Annotated in this window: 6 protein-coding genes; 4 read left to right on the top strand and 2 right to left on the bottom strand. The window is 68.9% G+C overall.

All coding sequences use genetic code 11. The annotated features are described in order from the left end of the window. Positions 1–5: 5 nt before the first annotated feature. On the bottom strand, positions 6–16,400 hold the full coding sequence (locus tag ACFTS5_RS18465; protein WP_378632298.1) for a hypothetical protein: 16,395 nt from the start codon (positions 16,398–16,400) through the stop codon (positions 6–8). 363 nt (positions 16,401–16,763) lie between these two features. On the opposite strand from ACFTS5_RS18465, the gene ACFTS5_RS18460 reads away from it, so the two are divergent. Genes ACFTS5_RS18460 through ACFTS5_RS18445 form a run of 4 tightly spaced genes read left to right on the top strand, consistent with a single transcriptional unit; the run spans position 16,764 to position 19,210 of the window. Next, positions 16,764–17,147, top strand: coding sequence for a hypothetical protein (locus ACFTS5_RS18460; protein ID WP_378632296.1), 384 nt, complete (start codon positions 16,764–16,766; stop codon positions 17,145–17,147). Positions 17,148–17,175: 28 nt separating this feature from the next. Then, entirely contained in the window at positions 17,176–18,285 is a 1,110-nt protein-coding gene (locus tag ACFTS5_RS18455; RefSeq protein WP_378632293.1) for a hypothetical protein, read from the top strand. Next, complete coding sequence (locus tag ACFTS5_RS18450; RefSeq protein WP_378632291.1) at positions 18,282–18,767, top strand: DUF6301 family protein; 486 nt, start codon at positions 18,282–18,284, stop codon at positions 18,765–18,767. The genes ACFTS5_RS18455 and ACFTS5_RS18450 overlap by 4 nt, the downstream gene beginning before the upstream one ends. Beyond that, positions 18,764–19,210 (top strand): hypothetical protein, encoded by a 447-nt coding sequence (locus ACFTS5_RS18445; RefSeq protein ID WP_378632288.1) that lies wholly within the window; start codon positions 18,764–18,766, stop codon positions 19,208–19,210. Before ACFTS5_RS18450 ends, ACFTS5_RS18445 begins: the two co-directional genes overlap by 4 nt. Before the next feature lie 12 nt (positions 19,211–19,222). On the opposite strand, the gene ACFTS5_RS18440 is transcribed toward ACFTS5_RS18445, so the two are convergent. Further along, on the bottom strand, positions 19,223–19,543 hold the full coding sequence (locus ACFTS5_RS18440) for a WXG100 family type VII secretion target (protein ID WP_378632285.1): 321 nt from the start codon (positions 19,541–19,543) through the stop codon (positions 19,223–19,225). Positions 19,544–19,639 lie beyond the last annotated feature (96 nt).

The raw sequence follows: 19,639 nt of genomic DNA, 5'->3' as shown, positions 1-19,639 counted from the left end.
TCGCATCAGACTCGGTCGCTGAAGATTGTCATCCGGCCCGCCGGATCGGCAACCACGTTACGGATCAGCAGGCCGAGGTCCAGCTCCGGCGGCAGCGAACGGTAGATCAGCTCACCCATCGGCCTGCCGTCGACCGCGACCGTGAACCGCGTCATCCGCTGCCGTGAACGCTCCCAGCCCACGTGCGCGGCCCAGGTGAGCTCGATCGGCTGAGCGCCGACCTGCACCATCAGCCGATCGGCGAGCCGATAGAAGATCACCGTCACCCCACCGAGATCGGCGTACAGGCCGTCGGCACCGAGCTGTCCCGGCGCCGCGGGCCGCAACGAGCCGGACCGCGGATCGAACTCGGCCAGCACGCCACCGCCGTACGGACGGACGAGCAGCACGATGTGCTCGGTCGGCGGCTGATACTCCGGCCGATACGGCCTGCGGGCATCGCCCTGCCCACCGGCAGGCGGCATCGCGGGCGGCGGATACATCGGCGCACCACCCTGCGGATTGCCGGTACCCGGCTGCTGCCAACCGGATTGGTCGAGGGCCGGGTTCCTGTTCGCCGGAGAGTAGAGCTGGCCGCTACCCGGTGGCTGACCATTGCCCGGCGCGTACGGCTGACCGTTGCCCGGCGCGTACGGCTGACCGTTGCCGGGTGGGTACGGGTGAGCACTTCCAGGTGGGTACGGCTGACCGTTACCGGGGTACGGCTGACCACTACCGGGGAACGGCTGACCGTTACCCGGCGGGTACTGCTGCCCACTTCCAGGCGGGAACGGCTGACCATTACCCGGCTGGTACGGCTGGCCACTACTCGGCGGATAGGGCTGACCATTGCCTGGCGGGAACGGCTGACCGCTTCCCGGCTGATCCGGCATACCCGAGCCAGGGGGTTGCGTTCCCCACGGCGGAAGAGACGGCAGACTCGGATTTCCGCCGGGCGGTGTCGGCTGGACCGGCCACGACGGCACCGTCGGTTCGTTCGGTGTCGGCTCAGTCGGCCACGGCGGCACAGGTGGAAGCGGCGGCTCAGTCGGTACCGGCGGCACGGGTGGCAGCGGCGGAAGCGTCGGCACAGGCGGCAGCGGCGGTTCCGGCGGCGCAGGCGGCAACGGTGGCATGGGCGGAACCGGCGGCAGCGGTTCGCCCGGCGGCACAGGCGGTTTCGGTGGCACGGACGGATTCGGCTGATCCGGCGGGCACGGCGGTTCCGGCTGGCTCGGCGGGCGCGGCGGTTCCGGCTGGCTCGGCGGGCGCGGCGGTTCCGGCTGGCTCGGCGGTTCCGGCGGCAGTGGTGGCTCCGGCGTCAGCGCCAGCGGCGGCACCGGCCATTGGACGGCGTCGAACACCGGCACGTCGAGCTCGACCTCGTACTCGTGCGGCGGATGCGGAATGTGCGAACGCATCGCCGACCCCGGCAATTGCCTGCGCACTCCCGGCCGCCCCTCACCATCGGGCGACCGCGGCGGACCCTGGCTGTTCCCGTCGGCATCACCGTCCCGATCCAGGTCGAAGCTCTTGTCCGGATCCCCCGAATCAGCGTTGTCCCCACCCTTGTCCGAGTCTCCGGCCGTGGTCGGCACGCCGTCATCGACACCCGAATCCGGATCGTCCACCGACGGCCGACGCGCACCCTGGCCCGCCTCCGAACCTTCTTGTTCGGCCCGGCCGGTGTCGCCCCGGTCAACGCCCGATGTCGGCTTGCTCGGATCAGCTTCGCCCACCACTACATTCGCGCCAGCACCCACTGGATCGGGCTCACGCGGGATGGCCTGCCCAGCCGCACTGCCGTCGCCGGTCCGACCCGCGCCGACGTCTCCGCTCGGATCGACTTCGCCCGCAACAACGTCCGGGTCTGCGCCCACCGGGCCGACCCTGCGCGGAGTCGGCGAATTCGCCGGGTCGCCAAGGTCGCCGCGCTCTCTCCGGCCCACTCGTTCGCTCGGATCCGGCGATCCCGGCCTCTGTGTCGGCAGCCCGGAGTCAGCGTTCTCGGCAGCCGGGTCGGAGCCCGGATCCTGCCGCGAACCAGCACCCGGCTGAACCTTGTTCTCACCGTCGATATCCGGACCGGCGGACAAACCCGGCGGAACCTTGTTGTTGCCGTTGCCATCCGGCCCCACACCCGATGTCGACGGAATCTGGTTGTCGCCGTCAGCATCCCGCCCCGCAGGCAACCCTGGCGGAACCTCGTTATTGCCATCGGAAACCGAACCTGCAGGCAACGCCGGCGGAACCTGGTTGTTGCCGTTGACATCCGGACCCGCAGACAATGCCGGCGGCGCGGGTGTACCGGGGCGCGCAGGCATGGCGGGATCAGGTGTGGGCAGTGCGGGTGAATCCGGGGCGGGGGCATGGGGGGTCGGCCTAGCGTCCACTGCGGGTGGGGACGTGGGCGCGTCGATCTCGGGGTCGGTGACGAACGGTTCGTTGAGGAGCTCGCGCAGGCGGGCGATGTCGGCGGCGCGCTGCCGGATCTCGTCGCGGATCTCCTCGTGCACTCGCGCCAGCTGTTCGAGGGTCAGGCGTTCGTGCTTGTCGATGCGGCCGTCGCGGAACCACTCGTAGACCTGTGCCACCCGCTTGTCGTCGGCGTCGGTCAGGTCGACGCCGAGCAGGCGCGCGTGGTCGCGGCTCGGTCCGGGGACGGCGTCCTCGGGGGCGGCGGGTAGCGGCGACCGGTTGCCGAGGTCGTCGGCGCCCACTTCGCGCAGGAAGTCGAGGGCGTCGCGCAGGTGCACCGGGGGGTCGTCGCCGATGGCGCGCGGGTCGGTGTCCGGGTTGTAGACCAGGTTGTCGGCGTACGGATCGACCTTCGCGAGCGCCCGCACGTAGTCGGCGAGCGGCCCGAGGAGATCGTCGATTTCACCGCGCGCGGCCCGGTTGGACAGCGCCTCGGCCAGCGCCGCCGCGTCGAGCGGCAGCGCACCGCGCGGCAGGCCGAGATGGGGGGCGAGCGCGTCACGGGCGGCGTCGACGGCCGCCGGGTCGAGTGCGCGCAGCAGCTTCGCGTAATCGGTGAGATTCGCCGACCGCTGACGATGCAGCTCCACCCGCGTCGCCGGGTCGGCGAGCCCACGGGCGATCGCCTCCGGGCTGAGCGCCTCCGGCGTGACCCCGAAGCGCAGTGCCAACGCACTGCGCGCATTGTGCAGCGCGTTGAAGTTGTCGATCGCGTCGGCGCTGCGCGCGTAGTCGACCAGCCCCTCGACCTGCCTGGCCCGCACCTGATTGGCGCGTTCCTGCTCGGCGAGCAGCGCGTCGAGCTGCTCCCCCGACAGGTTCGACGGATCGTCGATGCCGAGCCGCTGCGCCACCTCGGCGATGTCGGCCCTGAGTTCGGCCAGCGAACGAGGTTCCGGCACAGGCTGATTCGTGTCATTCGCCACTGCGGGAAGGTCGGCGGCCGGCTCGGTGCCCGTGGGCGGCCGCTCGATCATCCGCCACGGCTGCGTCCCGTCGCGCACCATCGTCGCGTCGACCGTGCGCCCGTCCACCTCGGTGCGCAGGTGCCGCACCTCGGGCGCGTCGACCTCGAGGATGTGCACGCGGCCGCCGTCGTCGATGCCGACCACCCGGATCTCGATGTCGACCTCGCCACGGTTGAGCCGGTCGATGAAGTCGGCGTCGGCCTCGGCGAGCGCACGGGCCAGCGCGGCCTCGTGTCCGGCCCCGGTGTCGACGATCGCGATCTTGCCGTTGTCGGTGTCGACCACGAGCCGGTCGCCGCTGTCGCTGTCGTTGAAATCGGCTACCCGCTGGGTGAATTCACCGAGCACGCCGACGTTGTCGTCCAGCTGCCCGCGCAGCCTCGCGATCTCGCCGTCGAGATTGTTGACCAGCGCCTCCAGGTCCGCCCCGGCCAGGTGTGCCCAGGTGGACCGTTCGTCACGCAGTCCGGCGCGGCGCAGCGCGTCGTCGAAGATCTTGCGTGCGTCCTCGGCGTGAACGGTCGGATCGCCGCCGTCGTCGCTGAGATCGCCCCAGATGTTGACCCATTCGCCGCCGTTGTTCACTCCGCGCCAGTTGAGCATTCGCAAGCTGAACTCGTCGCCCTTGGCCGCGACGACTTCCTTGAGGTAGGCGCCGAGTGGGTCCTTGCTGTGGAAGTTGGCGGGCCGGAACGGGATGTCCGCGTGCTCGGCGTTGAAGAATCGCGCGGCCGCTTCCAGCGCCTGGATCACACCGTCGCGGCGCAGCAACCGGTATTCGGCCTCGGCGACAGCCTTGCGCAGCCCTTCTTCACTGAAATCGGTGAGCTGGACCCCGAGTTCGCGGGCGAGCGCCTCGAGCACGGTCGCATCGGAGATGCGTCCGTTGACCGCGTCGACCACATCCTGCAGCCACGGCGGCAGCGGTTCGGCAACGGCGGGAACTTCCTCGCCCTCGCTCGAAATCTGCACCGGCTCATCGGAGTCCGCGAGTTGCTTCGGCTCCCGCGCAGCCAGCTCCTCGGGCGACAAGCTCTCCGGTTCGAGCAGATGCTCCAGCCCCGCGTCGCGCAGGTCCTGCTCGATCTGACGGCGCAGCTGCGGGTCGGCATCGGAGATCCACGGCTTGTACTCGCTGCCGTCGAGATTGCGCAGCGGCAGGAATTCGCCCGCCTGATCGGCGATCCGCGAGGACAGGTGCTTGAGGATCGGAACCAGCTCGCGGTTCTGCCACATGAGCACACCCTCTTTGAGGATGCGCGCCGGATTGAACTTGATCTGCAGCTGGTCGTATTCGCCGCCTGGCTGACCTGGCGTCGAGTCCTTCACCGTGGTCAACGGCAGCCCGGCACTGTGGCCGAGCATCGACTGACCAGCACCGTCCATGCTCGATCCGGACGGATACTTCGGATTGTCGCCGTAGTAACCGCGATTGACGAGCCGGTCCCACAGCTTGCGCAGCCAGTTCTTCTTCGGCGGCACCTCGACCGCCTTGTCCGCGGTCGTGGTGAACGGCTTCGGTTCGATGCGCGCGAGTGGTTCCAGATGCCAGGCGTCGGGCCCGTCGGCCACCAGCCGCACCAGCATCTTGTCGCCGTCGACGTCGAGCGACAGCACGCGGTCGTCGAGCTCGGTGCGCACCATCTGATACAGGTGCGCCATATCACCGGCGTCGCGCGTCACCCCTGCGCGCAACCGGTTGATGTCGTCGGCGGCGCGGACGAGACCGGGGTCGGCGGGCAGTCCCAGCCGGGCCGCCCAGCGCCGGGCGATGGCCTCGCGCAGCGCCCGCTGCTGCGGATCGGTGGCGGCCTCGGCATGCCGGACCGCGGCGGCGAACGCCTCGACCGCACCCGCTCGCAGCAACTGGCGATACCGTGCGGCATCGAGTGAGCCCGCATCGGTGAGATCCACACCGAACCTGGCGGCCAGGCAATCCATCGCCTGCTGCGCGGGCTCGATCCTGGGCCCGCCCGGCTGACGGGCACCGTCTTCCGGCGGCAGTATCGAGGACGGGTGCAGCGGCGTGGCCTGCGGGTTCGGCTCCGGATCGGCGCCGAGGGCTGGGCGTGCGTCGTCGAGTCCGGCCAGCCGCAGTTCCTCGGCCATCTCGGCACGCACCTGCGGATCGCCCTCGACCCGCCAGTGGTCGAGCCCGTCCTGCAACTCGTCGACGTCGAGCGGCTCGTAGTCGTCCGGATACCGCATGGGTGTGCCGAGTTCGGCGTCGGGATCCAGTGCGCTGTCGAGGAACCCGCGGGCCCGCGCCATATCGGCGATCTCGGCGAGCGCTCCGAGCGGATCACGCTGGCCGGTGAGCGCGTCACCGAGGCCGAGGGCGTCGGCGAGTACGCGGATCTGCTCGGCCTGCTGTGGAGTGAGTGGTGGCGTGTCGGCGGTTACCGAGGGCGGCAGATCGCTGAGTTCCTGGAGGAACTGGTGGACATCGTTGAGGAAGTCTCTGCGTTGGTACGCGCGCTGGGGTTCGTCACCGGCGTCGACACCGTCGGTGACCGGCTGATCCAGCACGGCGTCGCCGGGTACGGCCAGTTCGGCGGGCGTCTTGGGCAGACCGAAATCCAGTGGCGACGAATTCTTGGCCGGCTCTTCGGGTTCCGGGCTCGGCGCGGTCGGCGGACGCGACGGCGGCTTGGACGGCGGGCCGCCGGGCGCCGTCTGCGCCGCGGGCGGATCACCCGAATCGTCGTCATCGTCACGCGAACCGTCGTCTTCACGCGAAGCACTCTCGGCACGCGAGCCGTTGCCGCTCTCGCCTGTCGACCCGTTCCCACTGTCCGGCGTCGTGGCGCCCTGCCGTTCGACCGCGGCGGCGAACCGGGCGGCCATTTCCGCACGGGCAGCATCGAATTCCTGCTGCGCCCGCAGATACGACTCGAGGGCTTGCGCGTCGGCCAACGCTTCGGCGTCGAGCTCGTCGGGCCGTGTCTGCGCGGCCTCGGCGAGTTCGGCACGCAGCGCGTCGAACTGCTGCTGCGCGGCGAGGTAGGACTCGAGCGCGGCCAGGTCGGCCGCGCGTACGGCGAAATCCGCCTCGGCGTCATCGCCACGCCGCGCGGCGGCCTCCGCGTCCCTGGCAGCCAGTTCCTCGAACCTGGCGGCGATCTCCGCCTGCGCGGCGTCGAAATCCCGTTGGGCGCGCAGGTACGACTCCAACGCGGCGAGGTCCTCGTCGACACCGTCGAGATCACGGAGCGTGTCCTCCAGCGCGGCATCGGCGCCGTTGGCGCGGCGCTCGTCCGCCTGGTCGTGCAGCTTGTTCTGGCGTTCGACGGCGTCGTCGATCATCGCCAGCGGCGCGACCGGATCACCCGGTCCGACCAGGTCGTCCAGCGAGGGAATCGGTTCGGCCAGTTCGTCGGCGACCTCGTCCAGCTTGCGCATGGTCTGGTCGAGCTTCGCATCGGCCCGATCGTCGAGGTCGCGGCCGCGTTCGGGCGGCACCTCGGAATCGGGTCGGCCCGAATCCGGTTGCGGGCCAACCGGTCGCGGACCCCCGCCCGGCTTGCCACCCTCCGGCCCCGCGGGCAGTCCGCGCCGACCCTCGGGCAACCCGTCGGGCTGCGACCCCGGGTGTTCCCTGGCCGGCGTTCCCTCGGCGGGCGGCAGGTCGGCCACCGGCCGGTAGAACTCGTCGGTGAGCGCCTGCAGCTGCTCGAGCTGCTCGGTCCTGAGGCGGATCTCCTCGCGGATGGCCGCGATCTCGGCGGCCAGCTTCTCCGGGCTCAGACCCTCGTGCTTCTCGATCTTGCCGTCGCGGTAGGCCTCGTAGATCTCGACGAACTTCGCGCCGTCGGCGGTGGACACATCCACGCCGACCAAGCGCGCCCAGTCTCGATTCGGCTGTGGCCGTGGATCATTCGGTCCGACCGGCTCGTCCGCACCATAGGAGCGGGCGATGTTGCCGGCGACCTGGGCCGCGAAATCGACGGGATTCGCACCGGGCTCGGCGGCGTCGACCACATCGCGCAGGCCGTGGATCGCGTTGCGGTCGTAGATGTGCGGATCGCCGGTGGTGCGCGGATCAGCCGCTCTGGTGCCCGCGGGATGATCGGTGTACGGGTCGATGCGCATCAGCGCGTCGGCGTAGGCGGCCAGCGCCCCTCGCGCGTGGTCGCCCGCGCCGAGCCGGTGCATCCGCGTGACGAGTTTGCGCAGCTTGGCCGGATCGATGCCGCTGTCGGCCGGGCCGACCTTCGACCGGCCCGTGAGTGGGTCGGTCTTGCTGACCTTCGGGCGCAGTGCCTCCGGATTTCCCGGGCTCAGCGCCTTGATCAGCGCTTCCTGCGCCGCCTTGACCGCGGCCGCGTCGACGTTGCGCAGCTGCTGGGAGTAACCGGCGGTCTTGCTCGGTTCGCGCTGCTGCCCGTCGAGCAGGTCCTCGAACTGCTGCTGGCGTTTGCCGCGCCGCTGTTTCGGATCGGTCAGGGCCTCGGCGATCCGTCTCGGCGTGAGCTCGCCCTCCGCGATACCGAGCCGCGATGTCAGCTGATCGCGCGCGTCGCCGATCAGGTAGAAGGTCTCGATGTCGGCCATCGTGCGGGCGTAATCGAACAGCGCCTCGGCCTGCCCGGCGCGCACCGCGTTGTCCAGGTGCAGCGCGCGGATGGTGGCGTCGATATTGTCCGGGTGCAGCGCGGCCGGACCCAGACCGAGTTGCCTTGCCAGATCGACGATGTCGCGCACCATGTCCGCACGGTCGCGCGGGGCGGGCGGCGGTTCCGGTGTCGCCTGGACCGGGCGCCACTCGCCGTCCTCGCCGCGCATCATCGTCACCTGCAGTTCGGCGCCGTCCACAGTGCGCCGAATGTGCTGCACCTCCGGGGTCGCCACCGGATCGAGGAACTGCCTGCCCGCGCCGTCGGCGTGCACGGCCCGGAAGTCGGGCCGCAGCACCCCGTTGTCGATGTCGATCGCCAGCTCCGGGTTGTCCCGCAGCGCGCGGGCCAGCGCCTCCTCACGGTCGAGCGCACCGTCGACGACCAGCAACCGGTCCGGCCCACCGTCGGCATCGGGCACCCGCGCGACCTGATCACCGTAGGACTTGCCCACCGGTTCGGCGCCGTCACCTTGAAGGATCGGCTGCGCGGCGGCGATGAAATCGGCGAGGTTCTGGGCCCGCTGCCGAGCCGCGTCACGCAGCTCGTTGAGCGTCGGTTCCATCCGATCGCCGGACAGATCACTGAGGTCACGGCCGAACATCGCTGCCCAGCCGGACAATTCGTCCCGCAGCTGGTCGCGGCGCAGTGCGTGTTCGAAGAACTCGCGGGCCCGCGCCTCGTCCCGGCCCGGCTCCCGATCGTCGGAGAAGCTGGCCCATTCGGGCAGCCGGTCCGCGCCGTTGCCGACCCGGTCGTAGTCGCGCAGCGAGGTGACGCCCTCGAAGGCGACGATCAGGTCGCGCAGGAACCGGCCGAGCGGATCCTTGTCGAGGAAGCTGACCTCCCGCGAGAACGGCACCGGGCGTGGGGCACTGGTGTCGCCCCAGTGACTGCGCGACGTCTCGGCGCCGCCCGGTTCGTCGTCGTCGTAATAGTCGGCGTCGTCCCGTGGTTCGTCCGACTCGATCTCGCGCAGGCGGTCAGGACCGTGCAGCGTCCGGTCGTCAGGGGCAGGCGCCGGGTCGGCGGGATGATCGGCGCGCCGGTACGGGCGGGTCTGTTCCTCGTCGGCTCGGCGTGCCGCGTCGGCCAGGCCCTCGATCGCACCGATCTCGCGCAGCAGCCGGTGGCTCTGGAGATCGATCGCCCGGCGCACATCCCGGGGTCCCTCACCGTCGAGATCGATACCGAGCCGCTCGGCCATCTCGGCCAGCGTCTCCCCCTCGGGCGGCGGACCCTGCTGCTCCGGCGGCGTCTCGGCGGGCGGAACGGGCGCGTCCTCCATCGCCCGCGCCTCGTCGGTGTCGATGAGTCCGTTGAATTCCAGATCGTCGATCAGGTCTTGGCGCAGGCGCGGATCGCGGGCGTCCGCGAACAGTTCCTTCAGGATGTCGCGGACCTCGTCGGCGTCCATCCGGTTGGCCCGCAGCTCGCTGAGCACGGTGTCGCGCACCGCGTTCGGATCGGCATCGGAGATCCACGGCCGGTATTCGGTGCCGTCGGGGTAGTACACCGGGCGGTAATTGCCCGCCGAATCCGCCTCGCGTCCCAGCACTCCGCCGATCACCGGAATGTGCTCACGGTTGTGGTACCAGGTGAGCCCTTCCTTGCCGATCCGCGCCACGTTCAACGCGGGATCTCCCGCACCGGGCGGTGGTTCGCTGATCATCGGACCGTCTACCGGCGGCGCGGGCTGCGCGGGTGCCGGCGTCACGGGCGGGTCGGTCAGCAGGTGCGCGCCGCCGCTGACGCCGTCGCGCAACGCGGTCTGTCCGCGCCCGTCGAGACCCGATCCGGACGGGTACTTGAGATTCAGCCCCTGATACCCGGCATTGAGATCGTCGACCAGTTTCCGCAGGGCATTCCGGTTGTCGACTTCGGGAATGTCGGCGTCGTTGCGCGCGGGCACATTCTGCGTGGCCTCGTCGCCGTCGTTCCGCGCCACCACCCACTGCCCGTCGGCCAGCTGGATGTGCAGCGCGACGACTTCTCCGTTGGCACCCAGCTCGACGCGGACCTGGCGCTGCATCGGTTCAGGCTCCGGGTCAGCGAAATCCGGTTTCCGGTTCCGTGTTTCGCCGTCTTCGTCACCCATGAAGTCGGTATCGGCCCGCAGCGCACCGTCCCAAGAGACAAGGGGTGGCTTCCTCGGCGTGCCATCCGGATTCGCCGAGCCTTCGAGGTCGGCGCGGAGTTCGGCGTCGACAATGTCTTGCGGCACACCCTCGGCATGCCTGCGGGAGAAGCCCTCGGCGCTCTCCGTCCCGGAAACCATTCGGGTGCAGTTCGCACAGCACACGACGCCTTCGGCCGATTTGAGATTCATGGGTGCGTGAACGAGCGCCGCCATCGAGGCGCGATCGGTGCGCTCACCGTTTCGTTCGCGATCGTGCAGCGCTTCGTTGGTCGTGCGAACCTCGGCATGGCGAAGCGGATCGTCGCCGTGATCCCACACCCTCGCGTCCTTGTTGCCCTTGGCCAGCTCGGCCATATCTTGACCGGTCGCTTCGGCGTTTTCGTACAACCTCGGGTGGAGGTCAGGGACGCGGAGGCCGGATTCCGGCGCGCCGTTCGCCGCTTCATAGACGCGCCCGGTCAGACGATCGATCGTGACGGCCACCACAGGTCCGATCGGGTTCGCCCGCCCATTCGCCTCACCGAACGCGGATTTCGCCGCCGCGGCCTTCTTCTCCAAGGCTTCGAACTTTTCATTCGCCTGGTCGCGAATCTCGGTCAAGGCACTGAGATCCTCGGGCGCCGCACCTTTCAGATTGCGATTCGCGATGCCTCGCGCACGCTTGGCGGCGTCCAATTCGTCAGCGAGACGGGCCTTTTCTGGCTTGGTCGCCGCGATATCGGCAGCCTTCTGCCGGTCCGCCGTTTCGCTGACCGCCGCGTACAAGGGCAACCGCTCGGCAGCCACCCGGCGCACGAGTTCGTCGACGTACTCACCGTCGACCTTGGTGATGTAACCGTCGCCATCCCGGACTATGTCTCCGGTCAGCTCGCCGAGCAGGTGTGCCTTCGCGGCGGGCACATCGCTCGACCTCAGCTCTTCGCCGACGGCGGGCACAGGTTGGACCTTCGACATCGCGGGGGCGAGCTCAGGCGGATCGCTGTCCGGTGAATCCGGTGTATCGCTGGGCGGCAGATCGTCGTCATCCATGAAATCGATGTCGTCGTCGCGCGAGTCGTCGCCACGGTCGAGCGCATTCGGATCGGCGCCGAACGGCAACGGAACATCGGCGAGCACATTCACGCCGTCGCGCTGGAGCAGCAGCTCGGTGACGGTGATTGTTCCGTCGGCGGCAGTATGTACCAGCCGGTACTCGACCTGCAGGGTGCCGTCTTCCATCGCTTGCCGCAGGTCGGCGACGGCGTCGGTCAGCGCGCGACCCTCGGCGCTGTCGGGGTCGATGCCCCGGGCCACCATCTGGTCGGGAGTCTCGTTGAGGATCTGCGCGAGATTGCGATCCATGTCCAAGGTGCGCCGCAGGTATTCCGGCGAACCCTGTTCCGCCTGTGCGATTTTGGAGCCGCCGAGGACCGAGCCCACACCCTTGGCCTCCACGACGACCAGGGTCGGCGCCGAGTCCGCGTCGGCGCGCGGCACGTAGGCGGCGATGTCGACCACACCGGCACCGTCGAACGCACCTTCGAAGGGCGTCAGCAGCACGGCACGCGGGCGAGCATCCGGATCGAGCGCGAAGTCGATTCCGGCCACCTCGCCGAGCGTCTTTGACACCTCGATCATCTCGCGACCGAGATCGTTGTAGTCGGTGGCGGTGTCTTCCAGATCGCCGAGCAGCTCGAGCCTGGCGGTCCGTTCGTCCGGGCTCAGTGTGGCATCGGACCGGATTTCCTGGCGCAGGTTCTGGATCGCTTCGGAAAGACGCTTGGGAGCGAGCTCTTTCGCCTCTTTGATCTCGAACTCGGCCATGAGCTTTTTGAGCTCGGTCCGAACGCCGTCACGTTCGGTTTGCAGTTCGAGGCGCCGCTCCGACGCGGCTTCCAGCTCGGCGGCCCGGTCCGGATCGCGCATCTCGTGCGAATCCGAATCGCCCTTCATCGCGTCGTACAGGTAGTCGGCGCTGCTCAGGTGATCCTTGACGAACGCCCCGCCGGGCCCGTGCAGGCCGAAGTTGACATTGCGCTTGGTACCCGCCGGATCATCGACGTGATGCCAGGTCCCATCCGGATCCCGATAACTGTCTGTTCGATCCCCGGGCCGGTGCAACAGCCCATCTTCCCCACGGAACATCCCCGGCGGCACCGAATCGTCGGACCCTCGATCCGGACCCGCGACATCATCGTCGTCGCCCATGAAGTCGGTCTCCGGATATTCGGGTGAGACCAACCGGGGTTCGATGGGATTGCCGTCCCTGGCCGCCTGTTCGAGATCGGTGTGCCGCAGCGGGTCGACCCGGGGTGCCCCTTCGTCGATGATGTGGCCCGCGGTGCTCTCGGTGCCCTGCACCACCCGGGTGCAGTTCGCACAGCAAGGTGCTTCGACGCCACGGCTGGGGACGAACGGTGAATTGAGGATCGAGGCGAGGCCGTCGAAGTCGGTCGGCAATTGATCGCCGGGGTCACGCTGCTGGTTGAGCAGTTCCCGATCGTGCAGGGCGGCGTTGGTGCCGCGCACTTCGGCGTGGCCCAGCGGGTTGTCCGTGTGCGGGAAATGGGCCGGGTCGCGCCCGTTGTGGTAGGCGTCGGTGGGGTCCTGGTAGCGGGCGACGTTGTCGTGCAGCGTCGGGTGCAGCTCGCTGGGGTGGATGCGCTGCTCGGAGGTGCCGTTGGCGGCTTCGTACACGCGACCGGTCAGGCGGTCGATGGTGATGGAGGTGACGTGGCCCCGCCGCTTGCCGGGCAGCCGCTCGGCTTCGGCCTTCTCCAAGCGCTTGGCGGGCGAATTGCCCGCCTCGGATTCGGCCGCGTCGGCGGCCAGGAAGTTGTCGAGGGCGGTCTTGGCCGCCGCGGCCTGCTCCTTGGCGTCCGCGACGCCTGCCTCCGCGCGTTGCACCCCGTCCGCGGCCTCCTCGGCGGCGCGGTCGAGCGCGTCGGCGTCCTCGGCGCCGCGGTTGCGTGCGTCCGCGGCGGCCTCGACAGCGCGGGTGTGTGCTGTCCGGGCGTCCTTGAGGGCCATCGCGGCATCGCGCACCGCCCGGCCCTTGTCGGACTTCGCGGTTTCCAGCGCCTTCTGCTGGGCCTTGTGCTGCTCGTAGTCGGCGACCAAGGCCGCGTCCGGCGTGGACGCGTCGACGAACGCCTGGCCGCGCTCGGCACTGAGCCGGTGGGAGAACTCGTCGATCGGCTCCCCGCCGACATGGGTGATCCGGGGTGGATCGCCCGCGGTCTGCACCATCGGGTCGTTCGGATCCAGCACGCCCAGCAGATGCGCGTCGACACCGGGCGTTCGGCTGAACGGTGCGTTGACGGTCCCCGGTTCGGGTTGGAGGAACGACATCGCGGTCGGGCGGGTCGGCGGGTCCTGGTCGCTCATGAAGTCGACGAGCTCGCGATCCAGTGGTGGTCCGTCGCCATCGAGAGTGTCGCGATCGCGAGTATCGGACGGATCGGAATCCGTTCTGGGCGAAGGTGTATCGCTCGGCGTCGTCGCGGACTCCGGGCTGAACGTGCGCCACTGGCCACCGCGATCGATCACCGGATCGGAGCCGGGCTCGCGCCGCACACCGACTCGATCGGTCGGCGCGGTGACATCGACGCCGAGCTGGTCGGCGATGTACTGCGCCCAGCCCTTGCTGTTGCCCGCGTGACAGGAGAGCAGCCGGATAGGCGTTCCTGGAACGTAATTCGGGTTGTTGCGGATCGCGTCGACGATGTCGCGCGGGTGGACCGGGTCCCCGTTGCTCGGAGTCACCGAACCGTCGCGCCGCCCGTGCACGACCACGTCGTGGGAGCCGTCGTTGCGGACGTTCTCACTCACCCGGTGCGTGCGGGCGTCCTCACCGATGGCCGTGCCGGTCGGATGGTGTACGACGCCTTGGCCGTTGGGCAGCTGGGTGTCGTAGACCGGGCCGCTGTCGTTGTCGTCGGGCTGCGGTTGCCTGCGATCATCGCCGGAGTCGGCGCGGTCCCGCGGCGAGGCGGCGTCGTCGGCCCCCGCTCGCCCGGGACGACCCGTTTCCGGGCCCGGCCGGGCCGGGCTCGCGCCCGGATCCGCACCGACGATCGGCACCACCGGCGGAATTTCGGCCAGCGGATCGGCCTCCGGCCGAACCTCGGAATCGCCGACCCGAGTCCGGTCGGCGGTTGCCTCGGGCTCGCCCGCGCGGGTCGGCGGCGCTTCGCCCGGCGCAGCCTGCAACCCCTGAAGCGGCGTCTCGGCCACACCGGCGCCGCGCTGTTCACCGACACCCGCGCGACTCTCACCGTCGGGTCGACCCGTCGCACCGGGATCTTCGGCGGTGCCCTGCGGGTCCGCCACCCCCGACTCGTCGACAGTCGGGTTATCGGTTCTGACTTCCGGTGCGCCGGAACGAATGTCGGATCCGGGCTGCACGCCGTCGGTCAGCCCCGCGCGGACTTCCGGCGCGCCGGGGCGGGCCGCGGGCTGCGAACCCTGCGCGGGCGTCGACTGCTGGCCCGGAGTGGACTGCTGCGGCGTCGATTGCGCCGGGGCACTGGGTGTTTGAGCGGGACTCGCGGCGGGCTGACCGGTCGTCGGCGTCGCGGCCTGATTGGTGACCGGCGCCTGACCGCTCGCGGCAGGCGAGGGCCCCGCCGTCGCCGCGGGACCGGCACCCGTCATACCCGCGCCGACCGGCGCCCCGGCCTGCGTCGCGGTGTCCCGGTTGGTCGCCGGAGTGTCGTTGACCTGAGTGACCGGCTGACCACTCGACTGCGCGTCGGTGCGCGTGCCCTCACCGACGCTCGCACCATCGGCCTGCTCGGCCTCTCCGGCCCGAGACTTGTCCTGCCCGGAATCCGACTGCGCCGCAGGGGTTTCCCCTTCGGCACGGCCGCCGCCGTCCTGACGACCACCGTCGCCCGCCTGCGATTCGCCGCCCTGCACCTCGGGCTTGGAGTCCTGGCGCCCAGCCGCCGCACCGCCCTCGGCCGAGGACTGCCCGTCGTCGCCGGACTGCTGATTCGCCCGTCCCTCTTCGGAATTCGTCGGCCCCTGGGCTTCGCTCTCGGGCGACTGCGTGCTGCCCGCGGGGCGCATCGACTGACTGTCGTCACCCGCACCGGCTCGCGACTCGCCCGAGCCCTCGCCGCCCATGGTGTCGTCGCCCGCGCCCGCGCGCACGCCGTCGTCGTCACCGGCACCGGTCGCCTCGTCGTCGGCTCCGGCCCGGTTCTCGCCCTCACCGCCGGGACGGTTGGACGACCCGTCGCCGCCCGCACCGTCGTTCTGCCCGAATGTTCCGAGGTCGTGGCCGGGCATGGCATCGCGAACCTGCGAGCTGAAGCTGGGCCGTTCGAACAACCCGGGCTTCATCGCCGACCACGCGGAATTCGCCCCGGCCTTGTTCAGTCCCGAGAGTCCGCCGTTGGTGGCGCCCGCACTCCACATCAGCGGGTCGGACGCCGCGGTCTTCAGGTTGTTCCAGGCCTGATCCCACCCCTGGGTCATACCCTCGTACCCGAATTGGCCGAGCATGCCGCCGCCCGCGCCGACCAGACCGGCACCGGTGCCGGTGATCGCGCCCTTGAGCCAGGGCGACATGCCGTCGCCGAGCCGCTTGCCGAGGAAGTTGCCGAACGGACCGGCCGCCAGACCACCGGCGGCGGAGGAGACCGCGGCCGCCTTGACCTGGTTCCAGTCGACCTCCTTGCGGTGGCCCTGATCCACCTGCCACTGCTGGACGCCGAGTTCCTGCAGGGTGCCCAGCGCCGTGTCGATCGCCACGTGCTGGCCGACGAACTTCAGGACCCGGGTGATCACGGCCTTCGCGCCGTGCCGCAGGATCGCGGCCAGCACGCGTCCGAAGATTCCTCGCGCCACCACGCGGGTCACGCCGATCGCGGCGGCCTCCACCGCGGGAGCCGTCGGCGGAAAGATCCACGCCGCAGCGATTTCCAGCGCCAGCAAGCCCAGCGACGACAGGAACATGATCTTGGTGTATTCGATCTCGGTGCCGGTCTGATACACCGAGTCGCCGAGGATGTCGAACAGTTCGCCCAGCTTGGTCACCGACTGATCGCCGCGGGCCATCCCCTCGAAGGCCTTGAGCATGTCCTCGACGCCGTCGCCCTGCGGATATGCCTTGAACGCAGCGTCTTTGGCGGCATCGACGTCGTCTACCAGGCCACGAAGACTGTCTGCGGCCGTGCGCCAGTCCTCGGCCATGGCCCACATCTCGTCTTCATTGCCCTCCGGCCACTCCATGCCGGCAAGAATCGAGAGCCAATGCAGCCCAGATGGGAGATCGATCATGGAGCGCTACGTCACCAACTCGAGCCCGTGAACGTCGCCATCGCCCCTCATCCCTCAATAGTGATGCCCGGTCGAGCACACCACAACTCGTTCGCCTGCGCAACAGAGTGACAGCTACCGACGAATCCGTGGTGACGACAGAATGAACGCCAGGCAGCCGGAACGAACCCCGCGCGGGCGACTTGACGACCAGCCGGTGCGGGCGAAGGATCGGGGTCGGGGCACGCCGAAGCGCTGGCACGACGGGGCACCCCGAGCCGACGAGCACGCCGAGCCGGACACAGACTCCATGATATCGAGAACGGGACGCACGCAATGGAATTGAAGCCGGTGGCCATGTACCGCGAGATGTACGAGCGCGGGCACGACGAGCTGCCCTCGGTCTTCGACGCGCCCACCGGTACCGTCGAGGGCGACCGCGACCGGATTCTGAACTACATGCGCAAGGTTCGCGCGATCTTCGACGTCATGGGCGAATCCCCCGACCTGTTCACCAGAGACGCCGACATCGAGGGCGGCCCCTCCCTGTACTCCGACGGCGTCTGGATCTGGCGCGAGGACTCGCTGAAGTACCTCGCCGAGCAGGCTCTCGTCCTGCCCACCGAGTTCATAGAACACGTCCGCGCCCTCGACTACGCTCCCCAGAACTTCGACACCCGCGACCCCGATTTCGACGCGGCGTTCCTGTCCTATTTCTGAGAAGCGAACGAGCGGGAAGGAAAGTCGCGTGTCGCTGTTCATCGACATCAATGACCCCGAACTGACCACGGTGGACGGACGGGTCTACTACCGCAGCGAACCATTCACCGGTGAAACAGTCGAATACCTGCCCGACTTCACCGAAATCGAAAACACTTCCTATGAGAACGGCTACCGCGAACAAAGCTGCACCGCCTGGTATCCGGACGGAACACGGCGGCACTCAGGCTGGTACAGGCGCGGATTCAAGTACGACGACTGGCGCTACTGGTCCCCCGACGGCACGCTCATCCAAGAAGACAGCTACGACACGAGCGGCTATCTCCAACACCGTAAACGCTGGGACTCCGCCGGAGTTCTCGTCGAAGACTTCGACGCCGCAGCCCTTGCCAAACCCCTCCTCCCGAGCGCCGTCAACCACAAAGACCCCGGACTCGTCTACGACAAGAACCACGACGGCCTCAACACCTACCACGGCCGACCGTTTACCGGCCAAGCGGTCGGATACGGCTACAACTACGCGGACGGGCCCGTAGTAGAAATCGAATGGCACCTCGACGGCTACCGCGACGGGCCTGAATTCGCCTGGCACTGGGACGGCGCACGCGACCACGCCTGGGTGAATCACCGGGGAAACCCCATCGGTCTTCAGATCACCTGGAACCAGGACGGCACACCACGACACCGTGCGATCGCCGACGACTCCGGGAAGACTCTCCGCCAACAGCGCTGGGACGACAACGGCGAGCTCACCGCCTACCCCGCCGAGACACACCCCGACCTGGCCCATGACGATCCCACGCTCACAGCCGCCGAATCCGGTGCCCTCCAGCACAACGGTCACCCCTTCACCGGACGAGTCCACGCCCCCACATACATCCAGGACTATCGCGACGGCTATCCCGACGGCCTCTATACCGAATCAGTCAAGGGGAAGGTCCGCCACGAAGGTGTCAACAGCCCCACCGGCCCCATCGGATCCTGGTACCGGTACCGCCCCGACGGCCGGATCAGCGAAGAACACCACTACGACAGACACCACCGGCTGTTACTCCGACGTCAATGGGATGAGGATGGCGCACTCGCGGCTCCCATGACCGGCCTCGCGCTCCAAGACAACAGGAAGGCAAGCGAATGACCACATGGCGAACGATGCCATCCGCCGACGCCGCCGATCTCTCCGACAGACTGGCCGCCCTCGACTGGTCATGGAACATCGACGATGCCCCCTCGATTGTCGAACAATTCGGCTGGCACACCATCTCCAGCCGACCGCGCCGAATCATGCTCGACACCGGATTCGGCCCCGACAGCGGGACCATCCAAGCCAAAAGTGGCGATGTAACCCGCATCGAGCTGCAGCTCACCGACTACGCCGAGGCGAGCGAAAAGCACGCAGTGAAAACAGCTTTCGTCGACTACGCGCAGGCGATCAGCGAGCGCCTCGGTGAGCCGACCGCGCAGGTCAAAGCACCGACCCCGCAAATTCGATGGGCAGGCGCCGAAACGACCGTCGTCCTCATCCTCTCCACCGCGTCGATCTGGCTGAATCTGGTCACCAATACCCGCCTCGCCGCAGACGACCGCAACCTCCAACTCGACAACCAGGGCCTACTGTGACCGACTGGGAAGAGTTCGCCCGTGGGCTGGCAAACGAGCTCGCCGCCGCCCCCGACACCACAGTTCTGGTGATCGGCGAAGTGGCACCATCCGGTTCGCGCCGCTTCGCACAATTTCGCAAGACGAGCGAATCGGTCCTGGCCGAACTCCCCGGCAACGCTTGGCTCGACCAGGCATCCCGCCCCGACGACGCAGGCTGGCGAGCTATCACCCGGGCCGGCTGGCGCCAACCCGACCAGGACCACTGCGACAACTGGTGGGCCGAATTCCCCTGGCCGGTCGACACCGACGCCTACCGCCGGCTCGCCGCGATCACCGTCACCGGACTCCGCGACGGCTTCGGCATCGACTCCCCGCTGACGCTGGTCTACCAGGGCTGGGTCGAGCGTGCCGGAAACAGCAGCCTGCATCTGCCGGGCCTCGGTATCCCGGACGCGAGTTGACCGACTGCGCGGCTACTTCAAGCCGTCGCGGTTGCCCTTTTCCATCTTGTCGATGTAGTCGGCGCTTTCGGTCTGACCGTCGGCGAACTCGCCCATGGACTTCGCCATCGTCTTGACGTTGTCGCTGGTGTTGGTCCACGAGGAGTCGTAACCGTCGTTGCCGCCGGGGCCGTCGTTGAAGCTCTGACCGAGTTTGTCGTTGCCCCACACGTTTCCGCGGCCGTTGAGCGAGCTGTTCAGCGTATTGATGATGCCGGTGAGTTGCGTGCTGACGTTGCGCGATTTTCCGGCCGCGGTCCGGAAATCGTCGGCGTCGTACTCGAAGGTGCCCATCGCCCTCATCCCTCCACGAGTGGTGGCTCTGAGCACACCACAACTCTTTCGCGTGCGCAACAGCCTCGCACGACGGAACGAACCCGGGATGAAAGC

Origin of the sequence: Nocardia sp. NPDC056952, from assembly GCF_042674185.1 — a bacterium.
GTDB lineage: Bacteria > Actinomycetota > Actinomycetes > Mycobacteriales > Mycobacteriaceae > Nocardia.
The sequence above is the reverse complement of the archived record's forward strand: the minus strand, read 5'-3'. Positions and strand labels throughout refer to the sequence as shown.

Coding starts and splice junctions, on each gene's coding strand:
- ACFTS5_RS18440 (WP_378632285.1), bottom strand. CDS start 19,543: ATGGGCACCTTCGAGTACGACGCCGACGATTTCCGGACCGCGGCCGGA.
- ACFTS5_RS18465 (WP_378632298.1), bottom strand. CDS start 16,400: ATGGAGTGGCCGGAGGGCAATGAAGACGAGATGTGGGCCATGGCCGAG.
- ACFTS5_RS18460 (WP_378632296.1), top strand. CDS start 16,764: ATGGAATTGAAGCCGGTGGCCATGTACCGCGAGATGTACGAGCGCGGG.
- ACFTS5_RS18450 (WP_378632291.1), top strand. CDS start 18,282: ATGACCACATGGCGAACGATGCCATCCGCCGACGCCGCCGATCTCTCC.